Origin of the sequence: Pseudomonas sp. Q11 (assembly GCF_024494355.1) — a bacterium.
In the GTDB taxonomy this organism is placed as follows: domain Bacteria; phylum Pseudomonadota; class Gammaproteobacteria; order Pseudomonadales; family Pseudomonadaceae; genus Aquipseudomonas; species Aquipseudomonas hefeiensis.
Window position 1 is genome coordinate 96,823 of sequence record NZ_JAKNQY010000002.1, and the last position, 19,989, is coordinate 116,811.

17 protein-coding genes and 1 pseudogene are annotated in these 19,989 nt (G+C 60.1%); 10 read left to right on the forward strand and 8 right to left on the reverse strand.

Features of this window, described 5'->3' with window-relative positions; genetic code table 11:
- Positions 1-11: 11 nt before the first annotated feature.
- Together MA884_RS02570 and MA884_RS02575 are read right to left on the reverse strand one after the other, a co-directional pair.
- On the reverse strand, positions 12-704 hold the full coding sequence (locus MA884_RS02570; protein WP_256228873.1) for a response regulator: 693 nt from the start codon (positions 702-704) through the stop codon (positions 12-14).
- The gene (locus MA884_RS02575; protein WP_256228874.1) at positions 679-4,071 is read right to left on the reverse strand and encodes an ATP-binding protein; all 3,393 of its coding nucleotides are present in this window, start codon (positions 4,069-4,071) and stop codon (positions 679-681) included. The genes MA884_RS02570 and MA884_RS02575 overlap by 26 nt, the downstream gene beginning before the upstream one ends.
- Positions 4,072-4,391: 320 nt before the next feature.
- On the opposite strand from MA884_RS02575, the gene urtA reads away from it, so the two are divergent.
- The 9 genes from urtA to MA884_RS02620 all read left to right on the forward strand — a co-directional run bounded on the left by urtA (position 4,392) and on the right by MA884_RS02620 (position 13,255).
- Positions 4,392-5,636 (forward strand): urea ABC transporter substrate-binding protein, encoded by a 1,245-nt coding sequence (gene urtA, locus MA884_RS02580; protein WP_047229346.1) that lies wholly within the window; start codon positions 4,392-4,394, stop codon positions 5,634-5,636.
- Positions 5,637-5,747: 111 nt separating this feature from the next.
- Complete coding sequence (gene urtB, locus MA884_RS02585) at positions 5,748-6,665, forward strand: urea ABC transporter permease subunit UrtB (protein ID WP_256228875.1); 918 nt, start codon at positions 5,748-5,750, stop codon at positions 6,663-6,665.
- A 10-nt stretch (positions 6,666-6,675) separates the two neighbouring features.
- The gene (gene urtC / locus MA884_RS02590) at positions 6,676-7,863 is read left to right on the forward strand and encodes an urea ABC transporter permease subunit UrtC (protein ID WP_256228876.1); all 1,188 of its coding nucleotides are present in this window, start codon (positions 6,676-6,678) and stop codon (positions 7,861-7,863) included.
- A complete protein-coding gene (urtD, locus tag MA884_RS02595; RefSeq protein WP_003203582.1) occupies positions 7,860-8,618 on the forward strand; it encodes an urea ABC transporter ATP-binding protein UrtD in 759 nt (252 codons plus the stop codon). Before urtC ends, urtD begins: the two co-directional genes overlap by 4 nt.
- Before the next feature lie 10 nt (positions 8,619-8,628).
- Positions 8,629-9,318: an urea ABC transporter ATP-binding subunit UrtE gene (urtE, locus tag MA884_RS02600; protein ID WP_256228877.1), complete on the forward strand. Its 690-nt coding sequence runs from the start codon at positions 8,629-8,631 to the stop codon at positions 9,316-9,318.
- Between the two features lie 155 nt (positions 9,319-9,473).
- Positions 9,474-10,703, forward strand: coding sequence for a formamidase (fmdA, locus tag MA884_RS02605; RefSeq protein ID WP_256228878.1), 1,230 nt, complete (start codon positions 9,474-9,476; stop codon positions 10,701-10,703).
- Positions 10,704-10,739: 36 nt separating this feature from the next.
- Complete coding sequence (locus tag MA884_RS02610; protein ID WP_256228879.1) at positions 10,740-11,087, forward strand: zinc ribbon domain-containing protein; 348 nt, start codon at positions 10,740-10,742, stop codon at positions 11,085-11,087.
- A 14-nt stretch (positions 11,088-11,101) separates the two neighbouring features.
- Complete coding sequence (locus MA884_RS02615) at positions 11,102-12,145, forward strand: aliphatic amidase (RefSeq protein ID WP_256228880.1); 1,044 nt, start codon at positions 11,102-11,104, stop codon at positions 12,143-12,145.
- A 3-nt stretch (positions 12,146-12,148) separates the two neighbouring features.
- A complete protein-coding gene (locus MA884_RS02620) occupies positions 12,149-13,255 on the forward strand; it encodes an AAA family ATPase (RefSeq protein WP_256228881.1) in 1,107 nt (368 codons plus the stop codon).
- Here the strand turns inward: MA884_RS02620 and MA884_RS02625 are convergent.
- From MA884_RS02625 to MA884_RS02635, 3 genes are all read right to left on the reverse strand, one after another.
- Entirely contained in the window at positions 13,200-14,783 is a 1,584-nt protein-coding gene (locus tag MA884_RS02625) for a lactate dehydrogenase (RefSeq protein ID WP_256228882.1), read from the reverse strand. The two genes, MA884_RS02620 and MA884_RS02625, sit on opposite strands and share 56 nt — an antisense overlap.
- 378 nt (positions 14,784-15,161) lie before the next feature.
- Positions 15,162-15,425, reverse strand: coding sequence for a hypothetical protein (locus MA884_RS02630; protein ID WP_256228883.1), 264 nt, complete (start codon positions 15,423-15,425; stop codon positions 15,162-15,164).
- A gap of 133 nt (positions 15,426-15,558) precedes the next feature.
- Positions 15,559-16,179: a TetR/AcrR family transcriptional regulator gene (locus tag MA884_RS02635; protein WP_256228884.1), complete on the reverse strand. Its 621-nt coding sequence runs from the start codon at positions 16,177-16,179 to the stop codon at positions 15,559-15,561.
- Here MA884_RS02635 and MA884_RS02640 point away from each other — a divergent pair.
- Positions 16,180-16,452 (forward strand): annotated as a pseudogene (locus MA884_RS02640) (DUF4442 domain-containing protein); the annotation flags it as partial.
- Positions 16,453-16,465: 13 nt separating this feature from the next.
- Here MA884_RS02640 and MA884_RS02645 read toward each other — a convergent pair.
- From MA884_RS02645 to MA884_RS02655, 3 genes are all read right to left on the reverse strand, one after another.
- Positions 16,466-17,380 carry a LysR substrate-binding domain-containing protein gene (locus tag MA884_RS02645; RefSeq protein ID WP_256228885.1) on the reverse strand — a complete coding sequence of 305 codons (915 nt, stop codon included), beginning with the start codon at positions 17,378-17,380 and terminating at the stop codon, positions 16,466-16,468.
- 85 nt (positions 17,381-17,465) lie between these two features.
- On the reverse strand, positions 17,466-18,602 hold the full coding sequence (locus MA884_RS02650) for a hybrid-cluster NAD(P)-dependent oxidoreductase (protein WP_256228886.1): 1,137 nt from the start codon (positions 18,600-18,602) through the stop codon (positions 17,466-17,468).
- Between the two features lie 9 nt (positions 18,603-18,611).
- Positions 18,612-19,868, reverse strand: a complete 1,257-nt coding sequence (locus tag MA884_RS02655; protein WP_256228887.1) for an SRPBCC family protein — start codon at positions 19,866-19,868, stop codon at positions 18,612-18,614.
- Positions 19,869-19,989: the final 121 nt, after the last annotated feature.

The window sequence follows — 19,989 nt, forward strand, 5'->3', positions numbered from 1 at the left end:
GTTATCGTGGCTTACCTTGAAGCACTGTTGCGAGAATCGGTCATGGCCGACAAGGCCACGGAGGTCGCTGCTGTGCGCGTTTCTACACCTAACTTCACATACACATGCTCCAGATGTTTGTTCACGGTGCGTGGGCTCAGGTCAAGAATGGTGCCGATGTCGCGGTTGGTCTTGCCGCAGGCCACCCAGCGCAGAACCTCGACCTCCCGACCGGTGAGCTGAAAGCGTGCCGACAGCACCCTCTGCGCCGGCTCGTCGTCCAGGCTCGACGCGGCGGGCTGTGACGCCGCTCGGGCCGACAGCAGGATGCGCGAGGTGCGCAGGTGTGCGGCGACCCGGGCCAGCACTTCGTCGGTCTGGATCGGCTTGGTCACGTAGTCGCTGCCACCCACTTCAAAGCCCTGGACCACATGCCTGCTTTCCGTCAGCGCGGTCATGAACAGCACCGGAATATCGGCGTTGGCCGGTTGCGCCTTGATCCGTCGGCAGGTCTCGAAGCCGTCCAGGCCCGGCATCATCGCATCCAGCAGGATCAGGTCCGGACGCCGGCGTTCGATGCGGTTCAGGGCGCTGAGCCCGTCGAGGGCCACCAGCACCATGTAGCCGACATCGTTGAGGGCGTCGGAGAGCATGGCGAGGTTGTCCGGGGTGTCGTCCACAATCAGCACGACACCGGGTTCAGCGACTGTGGTCAGTGCATTCATCTTCTGCCTCCTTGAGGGCGCGGTTGATTTCGTCCAGGCGAAAGTTTTTCAGCAGCTTGCGTAGCGAGTTGATGAACGGGGCGGTGGCGGGCGTCTCGGCCTGGATGGCGTCGAGTTTTTCGTGCAGACCGCGTACGTAGCCGATGGCGCTGAGTTCGCCGAGGGCGATGAGGTCAGGCTGTGAGGGCAATACCCCCGGTTCGGGAAATGTCGCAGGGGCTGGTTTTTCGCGGCGCAGCCAGTGCAGGTCGAGCTGCTGCTGGATCCGTTCGAGCAGCTCCGGGGTGTGTACCGGCTTGGCAAGGTAGTCGTTGCAGGCACTGGCCAGGCTGCGCTCGCGCTCGTCGTTAAAGGCATTGGCCGATATCACGATGATCGGTGCCATGGACAACGCATTGCGGCGGATCAGCCGGCTGGTTTCCCAGCCATCCATCGTCGGCATCGACAGGTCCATGAGGATCAGGTCCGGCCCCAGCAGGGCGACCTGGCGAATCGCTTCCTGGCCGTTGCTGGCCTGGACCACTTCAAAGCCCAGGGGCGTAAGCATGCCGCTGAGGACCTTGCGATGGTCCACATGGTCGTCCACTACCAGCACCAGACGCCGCGGCCCCTGGTAGCCGATGATGTCGTGTTCGACATGGATCACCGCTTGCGGCACCCGTACTTGCGAGAGAAACAGGCGCACCTGGAAACAGGTGCCTTTGTCCTGCTGACTCTTGACCTGCAACTCGCCGCCCATCAGCGAGGTGAGCATGCGGGTAATGGTCAGGCCCAGGCCAACGCCCTTGTCCTGGCGCATCAGATCACCGCGCTCGAAAGGCTGGAAGATTCGCTCGATGTGCTCGGGGTCGATGCCGATACCCGTGTCGATAATGTCGAAGGTTGCCGTCTCGCGCATGTAACTGACCCGCAGGCAGACCTCGCCGCTGTCGGTGAAGTTGACCGCATTGCCCAACAGGTTGATGAGGATCTGCCGGACGCGCTTTTCGTCGCCCCGCACCACCGCCGGCATCTTGCCGATCAGCTCCAGGCGAAAGCGCAATCCTTTGTCCCGGGCTTGTGGAGTGAACATCAGCTCCAGATCGTGGATCAGTTCCGGGAAGGGGATTTCCGTCGGTTCCAGGCGCAATTTGCCGGCCTCGATCTTGGCCACATCGAGCAGGCCGTCGATCAGCGACAGCAGGTGCGAGCCGCTGCGCAGGATGGTCGCCAGGGCATCCTGATGCTGCTCCGGCATGGCCGCGTCGCGCTGCAGGATCTGGGTAAAACCGAGGATGCTGTTCAACGGCGTACGCAGTTCGTGGGAAAGTCCCGTGACGTAGCGACTCTTGGCCGCGTTGGCCGCCTCGGAAGCCTCCTTGGCATCTTGCAGGGCCTGGTCGGTCAAGCGGTGGGCTTCGATTTCCTGCATCAGCAGCAGGGTCTGGCGATCCGATTCTTCCTGGGCCACGCGGCGGCTTTCCCGCGTCAGAACCACCCACCAGGCGAGGATGGCCGCCAGTACCGAGAGCGTCAGGAAGGCCTGGAAAAATGCCTGGTACAGCGTCGCCTGGGCTTGCGGCGAGTGGGGCAGTCCCTGGGAGGCCTGGCCATAGATCAGCGCCAGAGCGCCGCTGAGCATCAGGATCAGCGCGAGCAGCAGGCCCAGGTAATGCACCAGCCGGGTGTGCAGGCGCGGCACCGTGGCATTGGGCAGCAACCAATGTAACAGCGCTTCGAACTGCGCCGACAGACGCCCGTGGGGTTTGCAGCGATCGCCGCAACGCGCGTCCAGCGAACAGCAAAGTGAGCAGATGGGCGTGCTGTAGGCCGGACAGAAAGCCATGTCGGCGGTTTCGAACGGGTTGCTGCACAGGCCGCAGGTGATTTGCGTGCTCGGTGCCACCGGTTGCAGCAGTAACGGATCGCTGGTGCGGGCGATGTAATAGCGGCTGCGGGTGGCCCAGGCCAGCAGCGGGGTCATGACCAGCGAGGTGCCGAGGGCGACGAAGGGCGGAGCGGCCTGGGCCAGTGCACCCAATAGACCGAAGTGGGCGAGGACCGACAGCAGCGAGGCAATCAGCATGGAGCCGACGCCCACCGGGTTGATGTCGTAGAGGTGAGCGCGCTTGAACTCGATGTATTTCGGTGACAACCCCAAGGGTTTGTTGATCACCAGGTCGGCGACCACCGAGCCGATCCAGGCGATGGCGATGTTGGCGTAGAGACCGAGCACCTGGTCGATGACGTCGAATACCCCCAGCTCCATCAGCATCAGGGCAATGGCCACATTGAACACCAGCCACACCACACGGCCGGGGTGACTGTGGGTGACCCGGGCGAAAAAGTTCGACCAGGCCAGGGAACCGGCGTAGGCGTTGGTCAGGTTGATCTTCATCTGCGAGACGAAGACGAACAGCACCATGGCCGCCAGGGCCCAATCCGGCGAGGCGAACACATAACCGAAGGCCACCAGGTACATCTGGGTCGGTTCCGCAGCGCGCTCGATGGGGATCTCGTGTTGCAGGGCGAGAAACGCCAGGAAGGCGCCAGCGAACATTTTCAGGGCGCCGGGCAGGATCCAGCCGGGGCCGGCGCAGAGCAGGGCGGCCCACCAGCGTTTGCGGTTGGCCGCGGTTTTTTCCGGCAGGAAGCGCAGGTAGTCGACCTGTTCGCCGATCTGCGTCACCAGGGACAGGGCCACGGTACAGGCTGCGCAAAACGCCAGCAGATTGAAGTCGCCGCTGGCATCACGGCCCTGGAAACTGGTCCAGTCGCTGAAGGCGTCGGGGTTTTTCAGCAGCACAAACAGATAGGGCAACACCAGCAGCACCAGCCACAACGGCTGGGTCCAGAGTTGCAGGCGGCTGATCAGGGTCACCCCATAGGCCACCAGGGGGATCACCAGCACAGAGCAGATCACATAGGCAAAGGCCAATGGGATATGAAAGTACAGCTCCAAGGCCAGGGCCATGATCGCTGCTTCCAGGGCGAAGAACAGAAAGGTGAAGCTGGCGTAGATCAGCGAGGTGATGGTCGAGCCGATGTAGCCGAAGCCGGCACCGCGGGTCAACAGGTCCATATCGACGCCGTAGCGGGCGGCGTAGTAGCTGACGGGCAGGCCGGTGAGGAAGATGATCAGGCTCACGGCGAGGATCGCCCAGAAAGTGTTGGTGAAGCCGTAGCTCAGGGCCAACACCCCGCCAATCGCCTCCAGGGCCAGGAACGACACCGCACCCAGGGCGGTGTTGGCGATGCGCAGCTCCGACCACTTGCGAAAGGACTTTGGTGTGTAACGCAGGGCGTAGTCTTCCATGGTTTCGTCGGCGACCCAACTGTTGTAGTCGCGACGGATCTTGGCGATGCGCTGGGTGCCAGGTGGAAGCACGGCGAAAGACTCCTGGGGTCAAGGCGCTCCGTGCCTGGCGAGTGTGCCCGTGGCGGATAGCCGAGCAATTTTCATGCCCTGCACCGCGCCGTCTTGCCGCGGTAGCTGTTGCCTGCGCGCGCGTGCGCGCAGTGCCGTTCAGGCGGGGCCTGGAGCGACAGCCTGCGCTGCCTTGGTGCATTTTTCCCTACGTCAAATGACGTATGCGCTTACGTCAGGCTGCGTATACCCGTCGCCGATCCGCGTCGCCATGCTGATGCCACCACCGTTGCCGGCCGCCCCAAGGCGAGCTGTCAGCGTCACCGCAGAGGAGTAGCAGCATGGAACCACGATTGATCCGGACTAAAGGCCTGTTGCCGCGCCGCCTGGCGCTGGGGGCGGCGGCCCTGTCGTTATTGGCTGCCAGTGTGTTCAGCCAGGGTGTATGGGCGGACGAGGCCAACAGCACTGGCCTGGCGGTGACCGCCACTGAAGTCACGGTTGGCCAGTTGCACTCGGCCACCGGCACCATGGCGATTTCCGAGACCGGCTCGATTCAGGCCGAACGCCTGGCCATCGAGCAGATCAACGCTTCAGGCGGCATCCTCGGTCGGCAGATCAAGGTGATTCAGGAAGACGGCGCCTCCGACTGGCCGACTTTCGCCGAGAAGGCCAAGAAGCTCCTGGTCAACGACAAGGTGGCCACGGTGTTCGGTTGCTGGACCTCGGCCTCGCGCAAGGCTGTGCTGCCGATCTTCGAGAAAGAAAACGGCCTGCTTTACTACCCGACTTTCTACGAGGGGCTGGAGCAGTCGAAAAACGTCATCTACACCGGCCAGGAAGCCACCCAGCAAATCCTCGCCAGCCTTGACTGGATCGCCAAGACCAAAGGCGCCAAAACCTTCTACCTGGTGGGGTCGGACTATATCTGGCCACGCACCTCGATGAAGATTGCGCGCAAACACATTGAAAACGTGCTGCACGGCACCGTGGTCGGCGAAGACTACTACCCGCTGGGCAACACCCAGTTCGGCTCGCTGATCAACAAAGTCAAGCTGAAGAAGCCTGACGTGGTGTTCGCTGCCGTAGTGGGTGGCTCCAACGTGGCCTTCTACAAACAACTCAATGCGGCGGGCGTCAATTCGGCCAAGCAGACCTTGCTCACCCTGTCGGTGACCGAGGATGAATTGCTGGGCATCGGCGGCGAAAACATGGCCGGCTTCTACGCCTCGATGAAGTACTTCCAGAGCCTGGACAACCCCAACAACAAAGCCTTCGTCGACGCTTTCAAGGCCAAGTACGGTAAGGATTCGGTGATCGGCGACGTGACCCAGGCCGCGTATCTGGGCCCATGGCTGTGGAAGGCTGCAGTGGAAAAAGCCGGCAGCTTCGATATCGACAAAGTGGTTGCAGCCTCGCCGGGTATCGAGCTGAAAACCGCGCCTGAAGGCTACGTCAAAGTGCATGAAAACCATCACCTGTGGAGCAAGACCCGCATCGGTGAAGTGCAGCCCGATGGCCAGTTCAAAGTGGTGTACGAGTCCGATCTGATCGAACCGAACCCGTTCCCTAAAGGCTATCAGTAAGGTCTGGGCCTATCGCGGCAAGCCGACTCCAACACTCTGTAGGAGCTGGCTTGCCGGCGATGGAACTCCATCGTTTTTCCACATCCTCCCTCCAAGCAGGAGTCCATCATCATGGAATGGCTATCGGAATTTGGTGCCATCGCGGCGATGCAGGGGTTCAACGGCTTGTCCGTGTTCTGCGTGCTGCTGTTGATGGCATTGGGGCTGGCGATCATTTTTGGCCAGATGGGGGTCATCAACATGGCCCACGGCGAGTTCCTCACGATCGGCGCCTACACCACCTATGTCTGTTCGAGCCTGACCAGTCATTTCGCCCCATGGTTTCAACCCTATTATTTTTTCATCGCCATCGCCCTGTCGTTTCTGGTGGCCGGGGCCATCGGCTGGCTGGTGGAGTGGGCGATGATCAGCCGGCTCTATAAGCGTCCGCTGGACACATTGCTGGCGACCTGGGGGCTGTCCCTGGTGATGCAGCAGACCTTCCGTTCGGTGTTCGGCGCCCGTGAAGTCAGCGCGACGTCGCCGGAGTGGCTGATGGGCTCGTTCAACTTCACTGAGTCCATCGAGATCCCGCGCAACGGCCTGTTCATGATGGCCCTGACCCTGCTGCTCACCGCGGCCATTTTTCTCTTGCTCTACCGCTCACGCTGGGGCCTGCAAGTGCGGGCCACGGTGCAAAACCGGCTGATGAGCCGTGCCGTGGGCATCAACACGCGCAAGGTCGACCGCATGACCTTTGCCCTCGGTTGTGGTGTCGCGGGGGTGGCCGGCGCGGCCTTTACCACCATCGGCTCCACCGGTCCCACCGCGGGCTCGCAGTACATCGTCGACACCTTCCTGGTGGTGGTCTTCGGCGGTGCACAAAGCCTGTTCGGCACCATTGCGTCGGCGTTCGTCATTGCCCAGACCCAATCGATCTCGGAGTTTTTCCTCAGTGGTTCGATGGCCAAGGTGCTGACCCTGTCCGGGGTGATTCTGATCCTGATGTTGCGCCCTCAAGGGTTGTTCTCCATCAAAGTGCGCAAGTAGAGGCGAGCCAATGAAGCTTTTAGACAAGATGCTGGCGGGCAAGCAGAACCTGTTGGGCGTGGCCCTGTTGGCGCTGCTGATTTTCGTGGTCTTCCCGCTGACCCTGGATGCCTTTCGCCTGAACATGGTGGGCAAGTACCTGACCTATGCCTTCGTCGCTGTCGGCCTGGTGTTGTGTTGGGGCTATGGCGGCATTCTCAGCCTCGGGCAAGGGGTGTTCTTCGGCGTCGGCGGCTACTGCATGGCGATGTTTCTCAAGCTCGAAGCCTCCGACCCGCAGAGCACCAAAATCCAGTCGACGCCGGGCATTCCGGATTTCATGGACTGGAACCAGATCACCGAACTGCCGTGGCTCTGGGTGCCGTTCCACAGTTTCAGCTTCACCCTGTTGGCGGTGATCCTGGTGCCGGTGGTGCTGGCCTTCATCATTGGCATGGCGCTGTTCAAGCGGCGGGTGGGGGATGTTTATTTCTCTATCGTCAGCCAGGCCATCGCGCTGATTCTCACGGTGCTGATCGTCGGCCAGCAGGGCCTGACCGGCGGAGTCAACGGCATCACCGATCTCAAGACTCTGCTCGGCTGGGACCTGCGCAGTGACAGCGCCAAGCTGCTGCTGTACTTCATCAACGCGGCCTTGTTGTTCGGCTGCATTTTCATCGGCCGTTTCGTCCTCGCATCGAAGCTCGGGCGGCTGCTGATGGCGATGCGCGATAAAGAGGAACGGGTGCGCTTCTCCGGTTATGACGTGGCCAGTTTCAAGATTTTCGTGTTCTGCATCGCTGCTGCTTTCTCGGCCATCGGCGGCGCCATGTTCGCCTTGCAGGTGGGCTTCATGTCGCCTTCGTTCGTCGGCATCGTGCCGTCCATCGAGATGGTGATCTTTGCCGCTGTCGGCGGGCGCATGTCGCTGCTCGGCGCGGTGTATGGGGCCTTGCTGGTGAACTACGGCAAGACCTATTTCTCCGAGTCGTTCCCCGAATTGTGGCTGTACCTGATGGGCGGGTTGTTCATTGCCGTGGTCATGTATTTCCCCAATGGCCTGGCCGGACTCTGGGACAGCCATGGCCGCCAGACCCTTGGCCGTTTATTGCGGCGTACCCCGCAGCAAAGTGCCGTTGCCGCGCCCCAGCCGGAGACGCCGCGCACTGCGCCGCCGACCCCGGCTCCTGAACGTCCTTCGCTGGAGACGCAGCCATGACCGCCGTGGGTTTTCAAATGAACAAGCCGGTGCTGGTTATCGAGGGGCTGACGGTGTCCTTCGACGGTTTCAAGGCCGTGGACAACCTCAATCTGTACATCGACCGCAATGAAGTGCGGGTGGTGATCGGGCCCAACGGCGCAGGCAAGACCACGGTGCTCGACCTGATCTGCGGCAAGACCCGCGCCACCAGCGGCAGCATTCAGTTCGATGGAAAGGAGCTGACCAAGATGCGCGAGTACAACATCGTCCGTGCCGGTGTCGGGCGCAAATTCCAGAACCCGTCGATCTACGAAAACCTCACGGTGTTCGAGAACCTGGAGATGTCCTACCCGGCGGGGCGCAAGGTGTTTGGCGCGTTGTTCTTCAAACGCAGCGCCGCAGTGATTGCCCGGGTAGAAGAGGTGGCGCGGGAGATCTTTCTCGGCGAGCTGTTGCAGCAACAGGCCGACCTGCTGTCCCACGGTCAGAAGCAGTGGCTGGAGATCGGCATGCTGCTGATGCAGAACCCTGACCTGTTGATGCTCGATGAACCGGTCGCAGGGATGAGCGTCAACGAACGCGTCCAGACCGCAGAACTGCTCAAGCGCATCAGCCAGGGACGCTCGGTGCTGGTGATCGAACACGACATGGAGTTCGTCAAGAGCATCGCCCATAAGGTCACGGTGCTGCACCAGGGCAAGGTCCTGGCCGAGGGCAGCATGGAGTCGGTGCAGAACAACCCGAAAGTCATCGAAGTCTATTTAGGCCATTGAGGAAGCAGGCATGTTCAATGTAGACAAGCTGTCCTGTGGTTACGGCCAGAGCCAGATCCTCCACGACCTCGACCTGGCCGTGGCCAAACGCGAAATCGTCGCCGTGATGGGCCGCAACGGCATGGGCAAGACCACGCTGTTCAAGAGCTTGATGGGCATCCTTCCGCAGTGGCGGGGACAGGTTAGCGTCGATGGCCAGGACGTCTCGAACCTGGAAACCCACGAGCGGGTGGAGCACGGCATCGCCTATGTGCCTCAGGGGCGGATGATTTTCCCCAGCATGACGGTGTTGGAAAACATACAGACCGGCCTGCCAGCATCGGCCCGGGGCCAGGTGCCCGAAGACCTCTATGCGTTGTTTCCGGTGCTCCACGACATGCGTTCGCGCAAGGGCGGCAATCTTTCGGGTGGGCAACAGCAGCAACTGGCGATTGCCCGGGCGCTGGCGACCAATCCCAAGGTGTTGTTGCTCGATGAACCTACCGAAGGCATCCAGCCGTCGATCATCAAGGACATCGCCCGCACGTTGAAAGAGATCCGTAACCTGCGCGACCTGACCATTGTGGTCTCCGAGCAGGTGCTGTCATTCACCCTGGAAATCGCCGACCGCTTCCTGGTGATCGAGAAGGGCCGCTTCGTGATTGAAGAGACCCGGGACAAGGTCGACGAAGCCACCATCAGTCGCTACCTCTCCGTGTAGGTGCGGCCGGGCGGCGCGATGGTTTATCGGCCCCCCTTGTAGCAGTTGGTAAACCAGCTTCTACAGGGGTACGTCATCCAACGTATTGGCCGATTCGTGCCGCCATTCGAGACTGGTTCCAACGCGGTACACCCCTAATGTTCAGGAGCTTCGCCATGACCGATACCTTGATCAAAGTCGACCTCAACCAGCCCGCCACCGAGAACGAACAGATCCATAACCGCTGGCATCCGGACATTCCCATGGCTTGCTGGGTCAAGCCGGGGGATGACTTTATTCTTGAGACTTACGACTGGACCGCCGGCGCGATCAAGAACAACGACGACGCCTCGGATGTGCGTGACGTCGACCTGTCCACCGTGCACTACCTGTCCGGTCCAGTGGGCGTGCATGGCGCCGAGCCGGGGGATCTGCTGGTGGTCGACCTGCTGGACATCGGCGCCAAAGCCGAATCGATGTGGGGCTTCAACGGTTTCTTCTCGCGACAGAACGGTGGCGGATTCCTCACGGACCACTTTCCCAGCGCACAGAAAGCCATCTGGGATTTCAAAGGCATGTTCACCAGCTCGCGGCACATTCCCGGGGTCAACTTTGCCGGCCTGATCCACCCCGGATTGATCGGTTGCCTGCCCGACCCGGTAATGCTCGGCGACTGGAACCGCCGTGAGCAGGAGCTGATCGACACCCAGCCGACCCGCGTGCCGCCCTTGGCCAACGCCCCGCTGGCCGCCACCGCGCACATGGGCAAGCTCAAAGGCCAGGCCCGGGATGATGCCGCGGCCACGGGCGCACGCACGGTGCCGCCGCGTGAACATGGTGGTAACTGCGATATCAAGGACCTGTCCCGGGGTTCGAAAATTTTCTTCCCGGTCTACGTCAACGGCGCCGGGTTGTCGGTGGGAGACCTGCACTTCAGCCAGGGCGACGGCGAGATCACTTTTTGCGGCGCAATCGAGATGGCCGGCTGGGTGCATATGAAAGTCGAGCTGATCAAGGGCGGCATGGCCAAGTACGGAATCAAGAACCCGGTGTTCAAACCTAGTCCGATCATCCCGACCTACCAGAATTACCTGATCTTTGAAGGTATCTCGGTGGATGAAGCCGGCAAACAGCACTACCTGGACGTCAATATCGCATACCGCCAGGCCTGCCTGAATGCGATCAACTACTTGACCAAGTTTGGCTACTCGCCCGCCCAAGGCTATGCACTGTTGGGCTCTGCGCCGGTGCAGGGGCATATCAGCGGCGTGGTCGACATCCCCAACGCCTGCGCGACCCTCTGGTTACCCACCGAAATCTTCGAGTTCGACATCAACCCCAACGCCAACGGCCCCATCAAACACCTCGATGGCAGTATCGATCTGCCGATCGCCCCGGACCTGTGAGACACGCCCGAGCCCGATCAATGTCCGGAGAGCGCCATGCCGACCTATGAGTACGAATGCCAAACCTGTGGCTCTTTCACAATGTTGCGGCCCATGGCCCAACGGCACGAGTCGTGCCAGTGCCCGTCTTGCGCGGGCCCAGGAGGGCGGTTGCTGTTGTCTGCGCCGGCACTGACGACGTTGTCGAGCAGTCAACGCCAGGCCATGGCGACCAACGAGCGAAGTGCCCACGCGCCGCAGACCCTTGGTGAGTATCAGCAGAACCGCCGTCACCCCAGTGGGTGCAGCTGTTGCGCACCGAACAAACCGCTGGCCCCGACCAACGCCAATCCACAGGGGCTCAAGAGTAAAACCGGCTCCAGACCTTGGATGATCAGCCATTAACGGAGGTAAATTTCATGCGTCATGGTGATATTTCCAGCAGCCCGGACACCGTGGGTGTCGCGGTCGTCAATTACAAAATGCCGCGGCTGCATACAAAAGCCGAGGTCATTGAAAACGCCCGCAAGATCGCCGACATCATCACCGGTATGAAAAGCGGCCTCCCCGGCATGGACCTGGTGGTGTTTCCTGAATACAGCACCATGGGCATCATGTACGACCACGATGAGATGATGGCGACTGCCGCCAGCATTCCAGGCGAAGAGACTGCGATCTTTTCCGCCGCGTGCCGTGCGGCAGACACGTGGGGGGTGTTTTCACTGACCGGTGAACGGCATGAGGACCATCCTCACAAAGCGCCTTACAACACGTTGGTGTTGATCAATAACCAGGGCGAAATCGTCCAGAAGTACCGCAAGTGTATTCCCTGGTGCCCCATAGAAGGCTGGTATCCGGGTGATCGGACCTATGTCTGCGAGGGGCCGAAGGGCCTGCAGATCAGCTTGATCATTTGTGATGACGGCAACTACCCGGAGATCTGGCGCGACTGTGCCATGAAAGGGGCGGAGTTGATCGTCCGGTGCCAAGGCTATATGTACCCGGCCAAAGAGCAGCAGGTGATGATGTCCAAGAGCATGGCCTGGGCCAATAATTGCTATGTGGCAGTGGCCAATGCGGCCGGCTTCGATGGGGTTTACTCCTACTTTGGTCACTCTGCGATCATTGGCTTCGACGGTCGCACCCTGGGCGAATGCGGTGAAGAGGAAATGGGCATTCAGTACGCACAATTATCCGTTTCGCAAATCCGCGATGCGCGAGCGAACGACCAATCACAGAATCATTTGTTCAAGCTGCTGCATCGCGGTTACACCGGGGTTTATAACTCCGGGGACGGCGACAAGGGCGTGGCTGACTGCCCGTTCGACTTTTACCGCACCTGGGTACTGGATGCGCAGAAAGCCCGGGAAAACGTCGAAAAACTTACCCGTAGCACCGTCGGCGTGGCTCATTGCCCGGTGGGAGAGATTCCCCACGACGGTAAAGAAAAACACGCAGGCTAAACCATGCCTTTGGTGAATGATCGCATCGACCCAAACCACCCACAGCCTGGCCTGACCAGCGCATCACCGGCAGCAGATGTGTTGACCTCACGCTTCGTCTTCAATCCCGCCCAAGTCATGGCGTTGTTGCGCAGTCGCATTGTCGGCCAAGAACATGCCATGAGCGCGGTCGAGGCGTTGCTAAACGTGGTTAAGGTCGATATTGGTGAACGTGAGAGGCCGTTGTCGGTGAACCTGTTCATGGGGCCGACCGGTGTCGGCAAGACCGAAATCGTCCGTCTGCTGGCACTGGCCATACACGGTCGCGCCGATGCTTTTTGTCGCATCGACATGCACACCTTGGCCCAGGAGCATTACTCGGCGGCGCTCACCGGAGCGCCACCGGGTTATGTGGGGAGTAAAGAGGGCGTCAGTCTGTTCGATAGTGAATTGATTCAAGGCACCTACAGTCGCCCAGGCATCGTGCTGTTCGATGAACTGGAAAAGGCCAGCAAGGAAGTGGTGCGCAGCTTGTTGGGCATTCTTGAGAACGGCCAGCTGACCTTGGCGGGCGGTAGCCGAACGCTGGATTTTCGCAATAGCCTGATCTTCATGACCAGCAACATTGGAGCCCGGCAAGCGACCACCTACAGGGAACGTTTTTCACGCGGTTGGCGGCGCTGGCTCGGCATCGCCCCACAAGGTGAGCAGGCTATGTTGGAGCTAGCGTTGCACGCCTGGTTCGAACCGGAATTTCTAAACCGTATTGATCGCATCCTGGTTTTCCAACGCATCGAAAGCCAATGGCTGGAAGCGTTGTTGCAGATCGAACTGAACAAACTCAACCAGCGTCTCGGTCAGCATCGCCGTACGCTGGTCCTGGACGTTGCGGCAAGCAACTGGCTGTGCCGAAAGCATGACCCACGCTTTGGTGCTCGGGCCCTGACAAGGCGAGTGCGGGTCGAGCTGGAGCCTGCCCTCGCTGAGTGTTTGCTGGCTAATCCGCAGGCAATGCAGATGACTGCGACGGTCGAATCAAACCGGCTGACGGTTGTTCCAGCGCAAAGCACTGTGTTCAACGCATCAACGCCGAAGGGTTTTCCTGCAGCATCACCGAACCGTGGAGGGTAGCGAGCGCTTCCTTCAGTAAGGTTTGCTCCGACGCATCCTTGGATTTCTTGCTTTCCTTGGCGGCGTACTCCAGCAATACCAAGTGGCTGCGGCTGGCTGACGCTTGCTTGGGCACCACGGTCTCTTCAATCAGTTTGCCCATGACATACTTCTGTGTCCGGGTGTCCTGGCTGGCGGATTGCGTGACGGAGGCTTTGGTCAGGCGGCCGTCCTTGTAGGCGAGGCTGGCCGAGCTGCTGGCCTTGTCATTCACTTGTACGTAGAGGTAGTTCTGCGATTCGTTATCTTTGCCTAGCGCAGGTGCTTTGCCGCCCTTCAGGGTTTTGTGAAAGCTGGCCGACAGACTCGATTGCTGGACTTGATCGATCTTGCGGTCACGCATGATGGAACCTGCGACGACAGTCTTTTGCGAGAGGGTATAGGCAAAGCTATCGAGTTCAGACAGGTGCATCGGGTTCGACGCGTTGTTCGTCTGCGTGATGGACGCCTCGAAGTCAGCCAGCCCGGTCAACAGGCCTTTGTCCGTTGCGTTACGGGTCAATCGCTCAGGTAGAGGGGTGCCCTGTGGATAGTGGCTGTTCATGGCGCTGAACGCATCCTTGAACATCTCCATCAGGGCCGCCTTGGCGCTGCCGCGCTCCTGCACCCGGTCAAACTGGGCCAGGTAGCTGTTCAGTGCGCTGGCCTGTTGCTTGGCATCGCCCAGGATTGCGCTGTTCTTCAGGTCCACGCTCAGGTTCAGTTTGCCATCCGGACCGCTCATTTGCGTGGTGCGGCGTTGGTCGTCGGCGCTAAAGGCGAGGGTCAGATCCTCACCGTCCACGCCCTTCAGCTTGGCGTTCAGGTCAATGGATGCCAATACACTGGAGTCAAACTGAGTCAGCTTGCCCAGATCGAGCTTGGGCGGCTCGGCGGTCAACCCGTCGACAGCCGCCTGAAACGCATCGCCCAGAGCGCCAATCGCCTTGAGTTCATCCTCGCTCAGCGGGCCACCATCCACCGTAGCCTGGACGCCAAGACCATCGTCCTGGCTTGTCAGACTGAAGGTGACCGTCTTGCCGCTGGCGGTCTTGATACTGAGGCTGATCAGGTTGTCGGCTTTATTGTGCAGCAGCGTCTGTTCGGATTTTATCCCGGCGACGTCGTAAGCCCTGTCCGTGGTGGTATGGAGCACTGACTGGGAAATGCTCGAACTACTCTTGGCGAATTGCTCCACCAAGGCTGCGCCCAGGCCGTGGAAACGGTTGGCGATCGACAGCGATCTGGGGTTGGTCCCCATGACGCGAGTGACGGCATCCTGACTGGTCTTTTCCCAGACACGAACAATCTCCTGGCCGGGCAGTTGCCCGAGTCGGGAATAGGTCTGTGATTCGACATCGGCCACGGGGTTGCCCAGGCTGACGATTGCCGCTGGTCGAGCCGGGAGGACATCAGCACTCTCTATCATTGTTGCAGGCGATGCCGCGACGGCAGAGCGAGTCTGGATCTGGATAGGAATGGCAGGGCTGATCGGGGATAGGGTTGTCATGACAGTCCGTGTCGAGGGAGCAGAGTTACGCTCAATGTAGTGAATTCACCACCCGATTGAAAGCGGGGCGGTTGAAATAAGTGGCAAAGAGCTATTATGCATTTGCCCGTTAGCGTGTTCCCGGAGCGGCTCAGCCCAATCTGAAAAGATTGGGCTTTTTCACGCCTTGAGAAACGCTGGTCCCCAGGCCTGTGGTTGACACTGTCGCCGTCAGAAGACGAGCTTGAACAGGGCGATGACCACGATCAGGCCGATTATGAAAATGATACCTACGGTGCCGCCAAGAAATTTCAACATAATGATGCTCTCATCGGATGGGCTTAATTTTCTAGACCACCCTCGACAACGCTCGTTTCGTTGAATTTCACCTGCCGGTGATCAATGAACTGCCCAGGACCTCGGAACAGGCACCTGATCAAACTTCGAAACGGTCTTGATCCAGTAGCGGCGATAGTCTGTCTGGTCCGGTGCCAGTGGTTTGTGGCTGGACCATGGATGTTTCTCCTTCAGGCTGGCGCGGTACGCCTCCCATTCTTTCTGCTCGGCCACTTCCCGGGCTTTGCTCCGGTCATCGAACCAGCCCAGAACATAAGCTTCGCCCTGGTCCGTGCCGTGCGCTATCAGCAAATAAATCTCTGTCATGACTGACCTACCGTTCTGTCCTGCGCCCCAGTTGCAGGGTCTTATCCTTGATATCGGCCGTTCTTCTCCGTTTTTGAGATTTATTGATAAGTGGTGAGTATTGCGGAACCGGGAGAAACGCAGGACGAACTGCTCAGCCGCCAGCGCCCACGGCGCGCCAGGCGGCCTCGGCCAGCTGCTGCCGGTAGCTTTCAGGGCTGCGTTTGACTCGGGCCGAGAGCCAGGCGCGGCAATAGCTCTCCGCCGAACCGATGATCAGTGACGGGATCAGCTCAAAAGGCAGGTCCTGCAAATCCTGCTGGTGGGCAGGGTCGCTGAACCATTGCTTGAGTGCGGCGTTCCTGGCGAGATTCGCCTCGGCGAGCCGCTCATTGAAGCTGCTTCGCGCCACCGCAAAGCGAGCCTGGTATTGGAACCGCGCCCAATCGGGTTGGCTGACCACCCAATCCACGTAGCTGAACACCAAGGCGTGGACCCATTCCCTGGTCGACGTGACAGCGCTGAGGTAGCTGTCCCTGAGCCGTGCCTGATCATCCAGGGCGGTCATGTACAACGCTGCGACCAAGCCTTCCTTGTTATCGAAATGGTGATAAATGGCCCCCACGCTCATCTGGCTTTCGGCCCGGATGATGTCGATGGTGGTCGCTTCTATGCCCTGTTGGTTAAACAGCGCCAGGGCACATCGCAGGATGTGCCGCTTGGACTCGGCACGGCGCCCTGGATAGCAGCGCTCGAGGAGATCGACAGGTTCCATTCGTCCGTTCACGCGATCGCGTTGTGCGACGCGGCAGAACTGGCGGGCGGCATGATGACCGAGGTGTCCATCCCCCGCGGCGCTCGTTGGATTCCCAAAGGCATGACTGTCGAATACTTGGCCAAGGCCAAGACCGCCATCCATGCGATTGCCGACGGTAGCGAACTCGACTGGCAAACCTCGGGTGATAAGGTCGTCCCGGTCGAGATCTTCGACGAGGCTGGCGTGAAGGTCTTCACGGCGCGCATCACCATGAATGTGAAAATCGGCTAGGTCGCCTGGCCCATCAAACGTCGACCGTCTCCGCCAGATGCGCCATCAACCACTGGCGGAAGCGGCTGACGCTTTGCCTGTTCGGCACCCGGCCTTGGGGTTCCAGCAGGCAGAACTGTGCGTTGGTACGCAGGATGGCTTGCGTCGGCCGCACCAGGTTGTCGGTTTGCAAGTGATTGCTGAGCAGGCCCGACCAGGCCAGGGCGATCCCCTGGCCAGCCAGCGCCGACTGGATCAGCATCGAATAGCTGTTGATATTGATGCGCCGCCGAGGTTCTGGCGCGGGGTAGCCAAGGCGCTGGAACCATTCTTTCCAGCCAATCCAGTCCCGGTGCTGGTCTTCCAGCCACAACCAGGTGCATCCCCCCAACTGCTCGAGCGTCTCGATCCCTGGGTGCTGCGCCAGATAGGCGGGGCTGCATACCGGGAAAATCTCTTCGTTGAACAGCGGCGTGACTTTCATGTTTTTCGGCGGCGTGCTGCAGTAATACAGCGCCAGGTCACAGTCCAGCCGGGAAAAATCACTGACTTGATCCGTCGCGATGATGCGCAGGTCAATCTCTTCATTCTGGCACTGGAACTCCGACACAAGCGGTAGCAGCCACAATGACGCCATCGCCGTACTGGTGACAACAGTGACCTGTTGCGCGCCTTGCCAATGGCGCATTCCCGCGGTGGCCTGGGCGATTTGCTGCAACGTATCGCGGATGCTCTCGTAATACTGGCTGCCCGAGACAGTGAGGTTGATTTCCCGCGTCGTGCGGGTGAACAGCGCCGTGCCCAGGTAGTCTTCGAGCAAGCGTACCTGGCGGCTGATTGCGCCTTGGGTGACGTTCAGTTCGCGTGCCGCCACGGTGAAGCTCAAGTGGCGGGCGGCGGACTCGAACGCCACCAGGCTGTTGAGGGGCGGCAAGGGTTGCAGTTTCATCAGGCTTCACTGCCTTATAAATGTTTGGTGCACGGAGATTGTGCAGAAGCCTGTGCGCAGTGACTACCTAATTAGTGAGACACGACTAAAGATCAAGGACCAGATCAGAAGTGGGCTTGCTGCAGCACAGCAAACGCAGGCCTTTGTCTATTTCCCGTTGCCTGATACCTCCGTTGTGATTCATCTCGACCGTACCCTGTAGCAGGGCGGTCTTGCAGGTGCCACAAACGCCCTGGCTGCAGGAGGAGGGCACGATGGCGCCGGCTTTCTTCGCGGCGGCCAGCACGGTCTGATTGCCCGGCATGCTGAATGTCTTGCCTGAACGCGACAGGGTCACCGTGAAAACGTCCTGCTGATTGAGCGTAGCGGCCTGCTCGACCAACGGTTCTTCATTCAGGGCGGTGATGTCGAAGCTTTCCTGATGGTAGTGGGCGAAATCGAACGCCGCTTCCCTGAGCAGCGACTTGACCGCTTCCATGTAGCCTTGGGGACCGCAGGTAAAGATTTCCCGTTCCTTGTAGTCCGGCACTTGCTGACTCAACAACGACAAGTCGAGCCGGCCTATCGGTTGCTGCCATTGAGTGGTGTCGCCGAGCCCTTCGCAAATACTGATGACTCGCAGCCCCGGCATGGCGGCTTGCATGCGCGTCAACTCTGCGTGGAAGATGATGTCGGTAGGCGTACGGGCGCTGTGCACAAACACGATGTCGAGGTTGCCGGCCATGTCGCAGGCGGCCCGGGTCATCGACATCAGGGGCGTTACACCCGAGCCGGCCGACAGGTACAACAGCTTGCTTGCAGGATGGCCGACCGGGGTAAAGCTGCCCGCCGGACCGGACGCCTTCAGATTGTCGCCGGGCTTGAGGTGGTCATGCAGCCAGTTCGATACCGCGCCCCCCGGCACGCGCTTGACGGTAATGGAAAACGCAAAGGGCCGGGTCGGGGAGGACGATAGGGTGTAGCAACGGAAGAGGGTCTGCCCGCCAATGACCGGTGAGATCGTGATGAATTGACCGGGCTCGAAGCTCAGCGCGCTGAAGTCCGCACAACGAAAAATGAAGGTTTTTACGTCATGGGTTTCCTGGCGTACAGCGCAGCATTGCAGGGTTTTCTGTTCACCGCTGTGCCATTGCGCACCGAACGTGCCCCAGGTGGTCGGGTCGGTAAAGCGCTGGACCGCGCTGGTGTTTCCAGGGCGCGTCAGGTTTTCGTAAGTCGTCATGTTCATTCCTCACACGCCATGGGCGGCCAGACGCGTCGCGTACCAGCGCGAGAACTGGTCGACATAGGTTTCGGTAAAGGCCGAGAACGGCCCAGGCGTGTAGGCAGGATCCTGGGTGCCGCTGTGGGTGATGCCGACGAGGTTGGCGTCCTGCAGATTGGTCGCTGCCCAGACTTCGGTCAGCTTATCCACCTGATAGTCGACGCCTTCGACGGCATCGGCATGGACCAGCCATTTGGTGCGTACCAGGGTTCTATCGGGCGCCAGTGGGATGATGTAGGAGACCACGGCATGGTCGCTCATGACATGAGTCCAGGAGTTGTGCGTCCAAAGGTGCACGTCGCCCAAGTCGCGGCGGGTGAGTTCGCCAAACAGCCGGGTGCACGCCACGCGGGTGTCCAGGGTCTGGGATTCGCCGTTGCCGGCAATGGCCAGTCGCTGCGAGCGGAATTGGGTCACGGCATCTTCACCCAGGTGTTCGACGGCATCGCAGATATAGCCTTCGCGCTCCCAGTTGGCCTTGGTGTCGGCATTGCGGCGGTGATACTCGGCCAGTGCCTGAAGTGAATCCTCGCCCAGCCCATCGGTGCAGAAGCCGAAATCTTCGGGCAGGAAAGACGCGGTCAATTCCGGGTGGGTGGCGGCGCAGTGATAACACTCGCGGTTATTCTCGATCACCAGTTTCCAATTGCCGTTCTCGATGATTTCCGATTCGTGGGCGATCTTTGAGTGGGCAATGTCGTATTGGGCGAAACGCTGCGTCATGACCTGGTCAAGGTACAGGATGTCTTCTGGTGGTTCGTCGCCCAGGCAGACGAAAACATGGGTGCCGATGACCCGAGTGTGCACAGGGATCAGGCTTTTGCATTTTGGGTCGAAGTCCTTGCCCATGTGCGCCGCATGTTTCAGGCTGCCGTCCAGGTCGTAGCTCCACTGGTGGTAGGGGCAAACCAGCATGCCCACCGTCGACTTGCCGGCCTGTTTCAAACGAGCCCCGCGATGGCGGCAGACATTGCGAAACGCCTGCACATGCTCATCGTCATCGCGCACCAGGAGGATGGAGGATTTGCCAATATCGATGGTCGAGACATCACCGGGTTCGGGGACGTCGCTGGTGACACCGACCAGAATCCAATGTTTGGTGAAGAAGACATCGACGTCGGTTTCAAAGATATCCTGGCGGCCAAACAAACCGCCTGGCATACCGTGGCCGGGCGTGCGGTCGGCCAAGAGTTCACGATGGGTCTTCACGGCATTGATTGTCATTATAGGTCTCGCTCACATTCAAATTGATCAGGCGGCGAGTACAGTTTGGAAAGGTGGGATAAGACCGTCAACGCGCTTTATTTTCACGCTCGCATAACTTTGCGTTATGCGTGAAAAATGA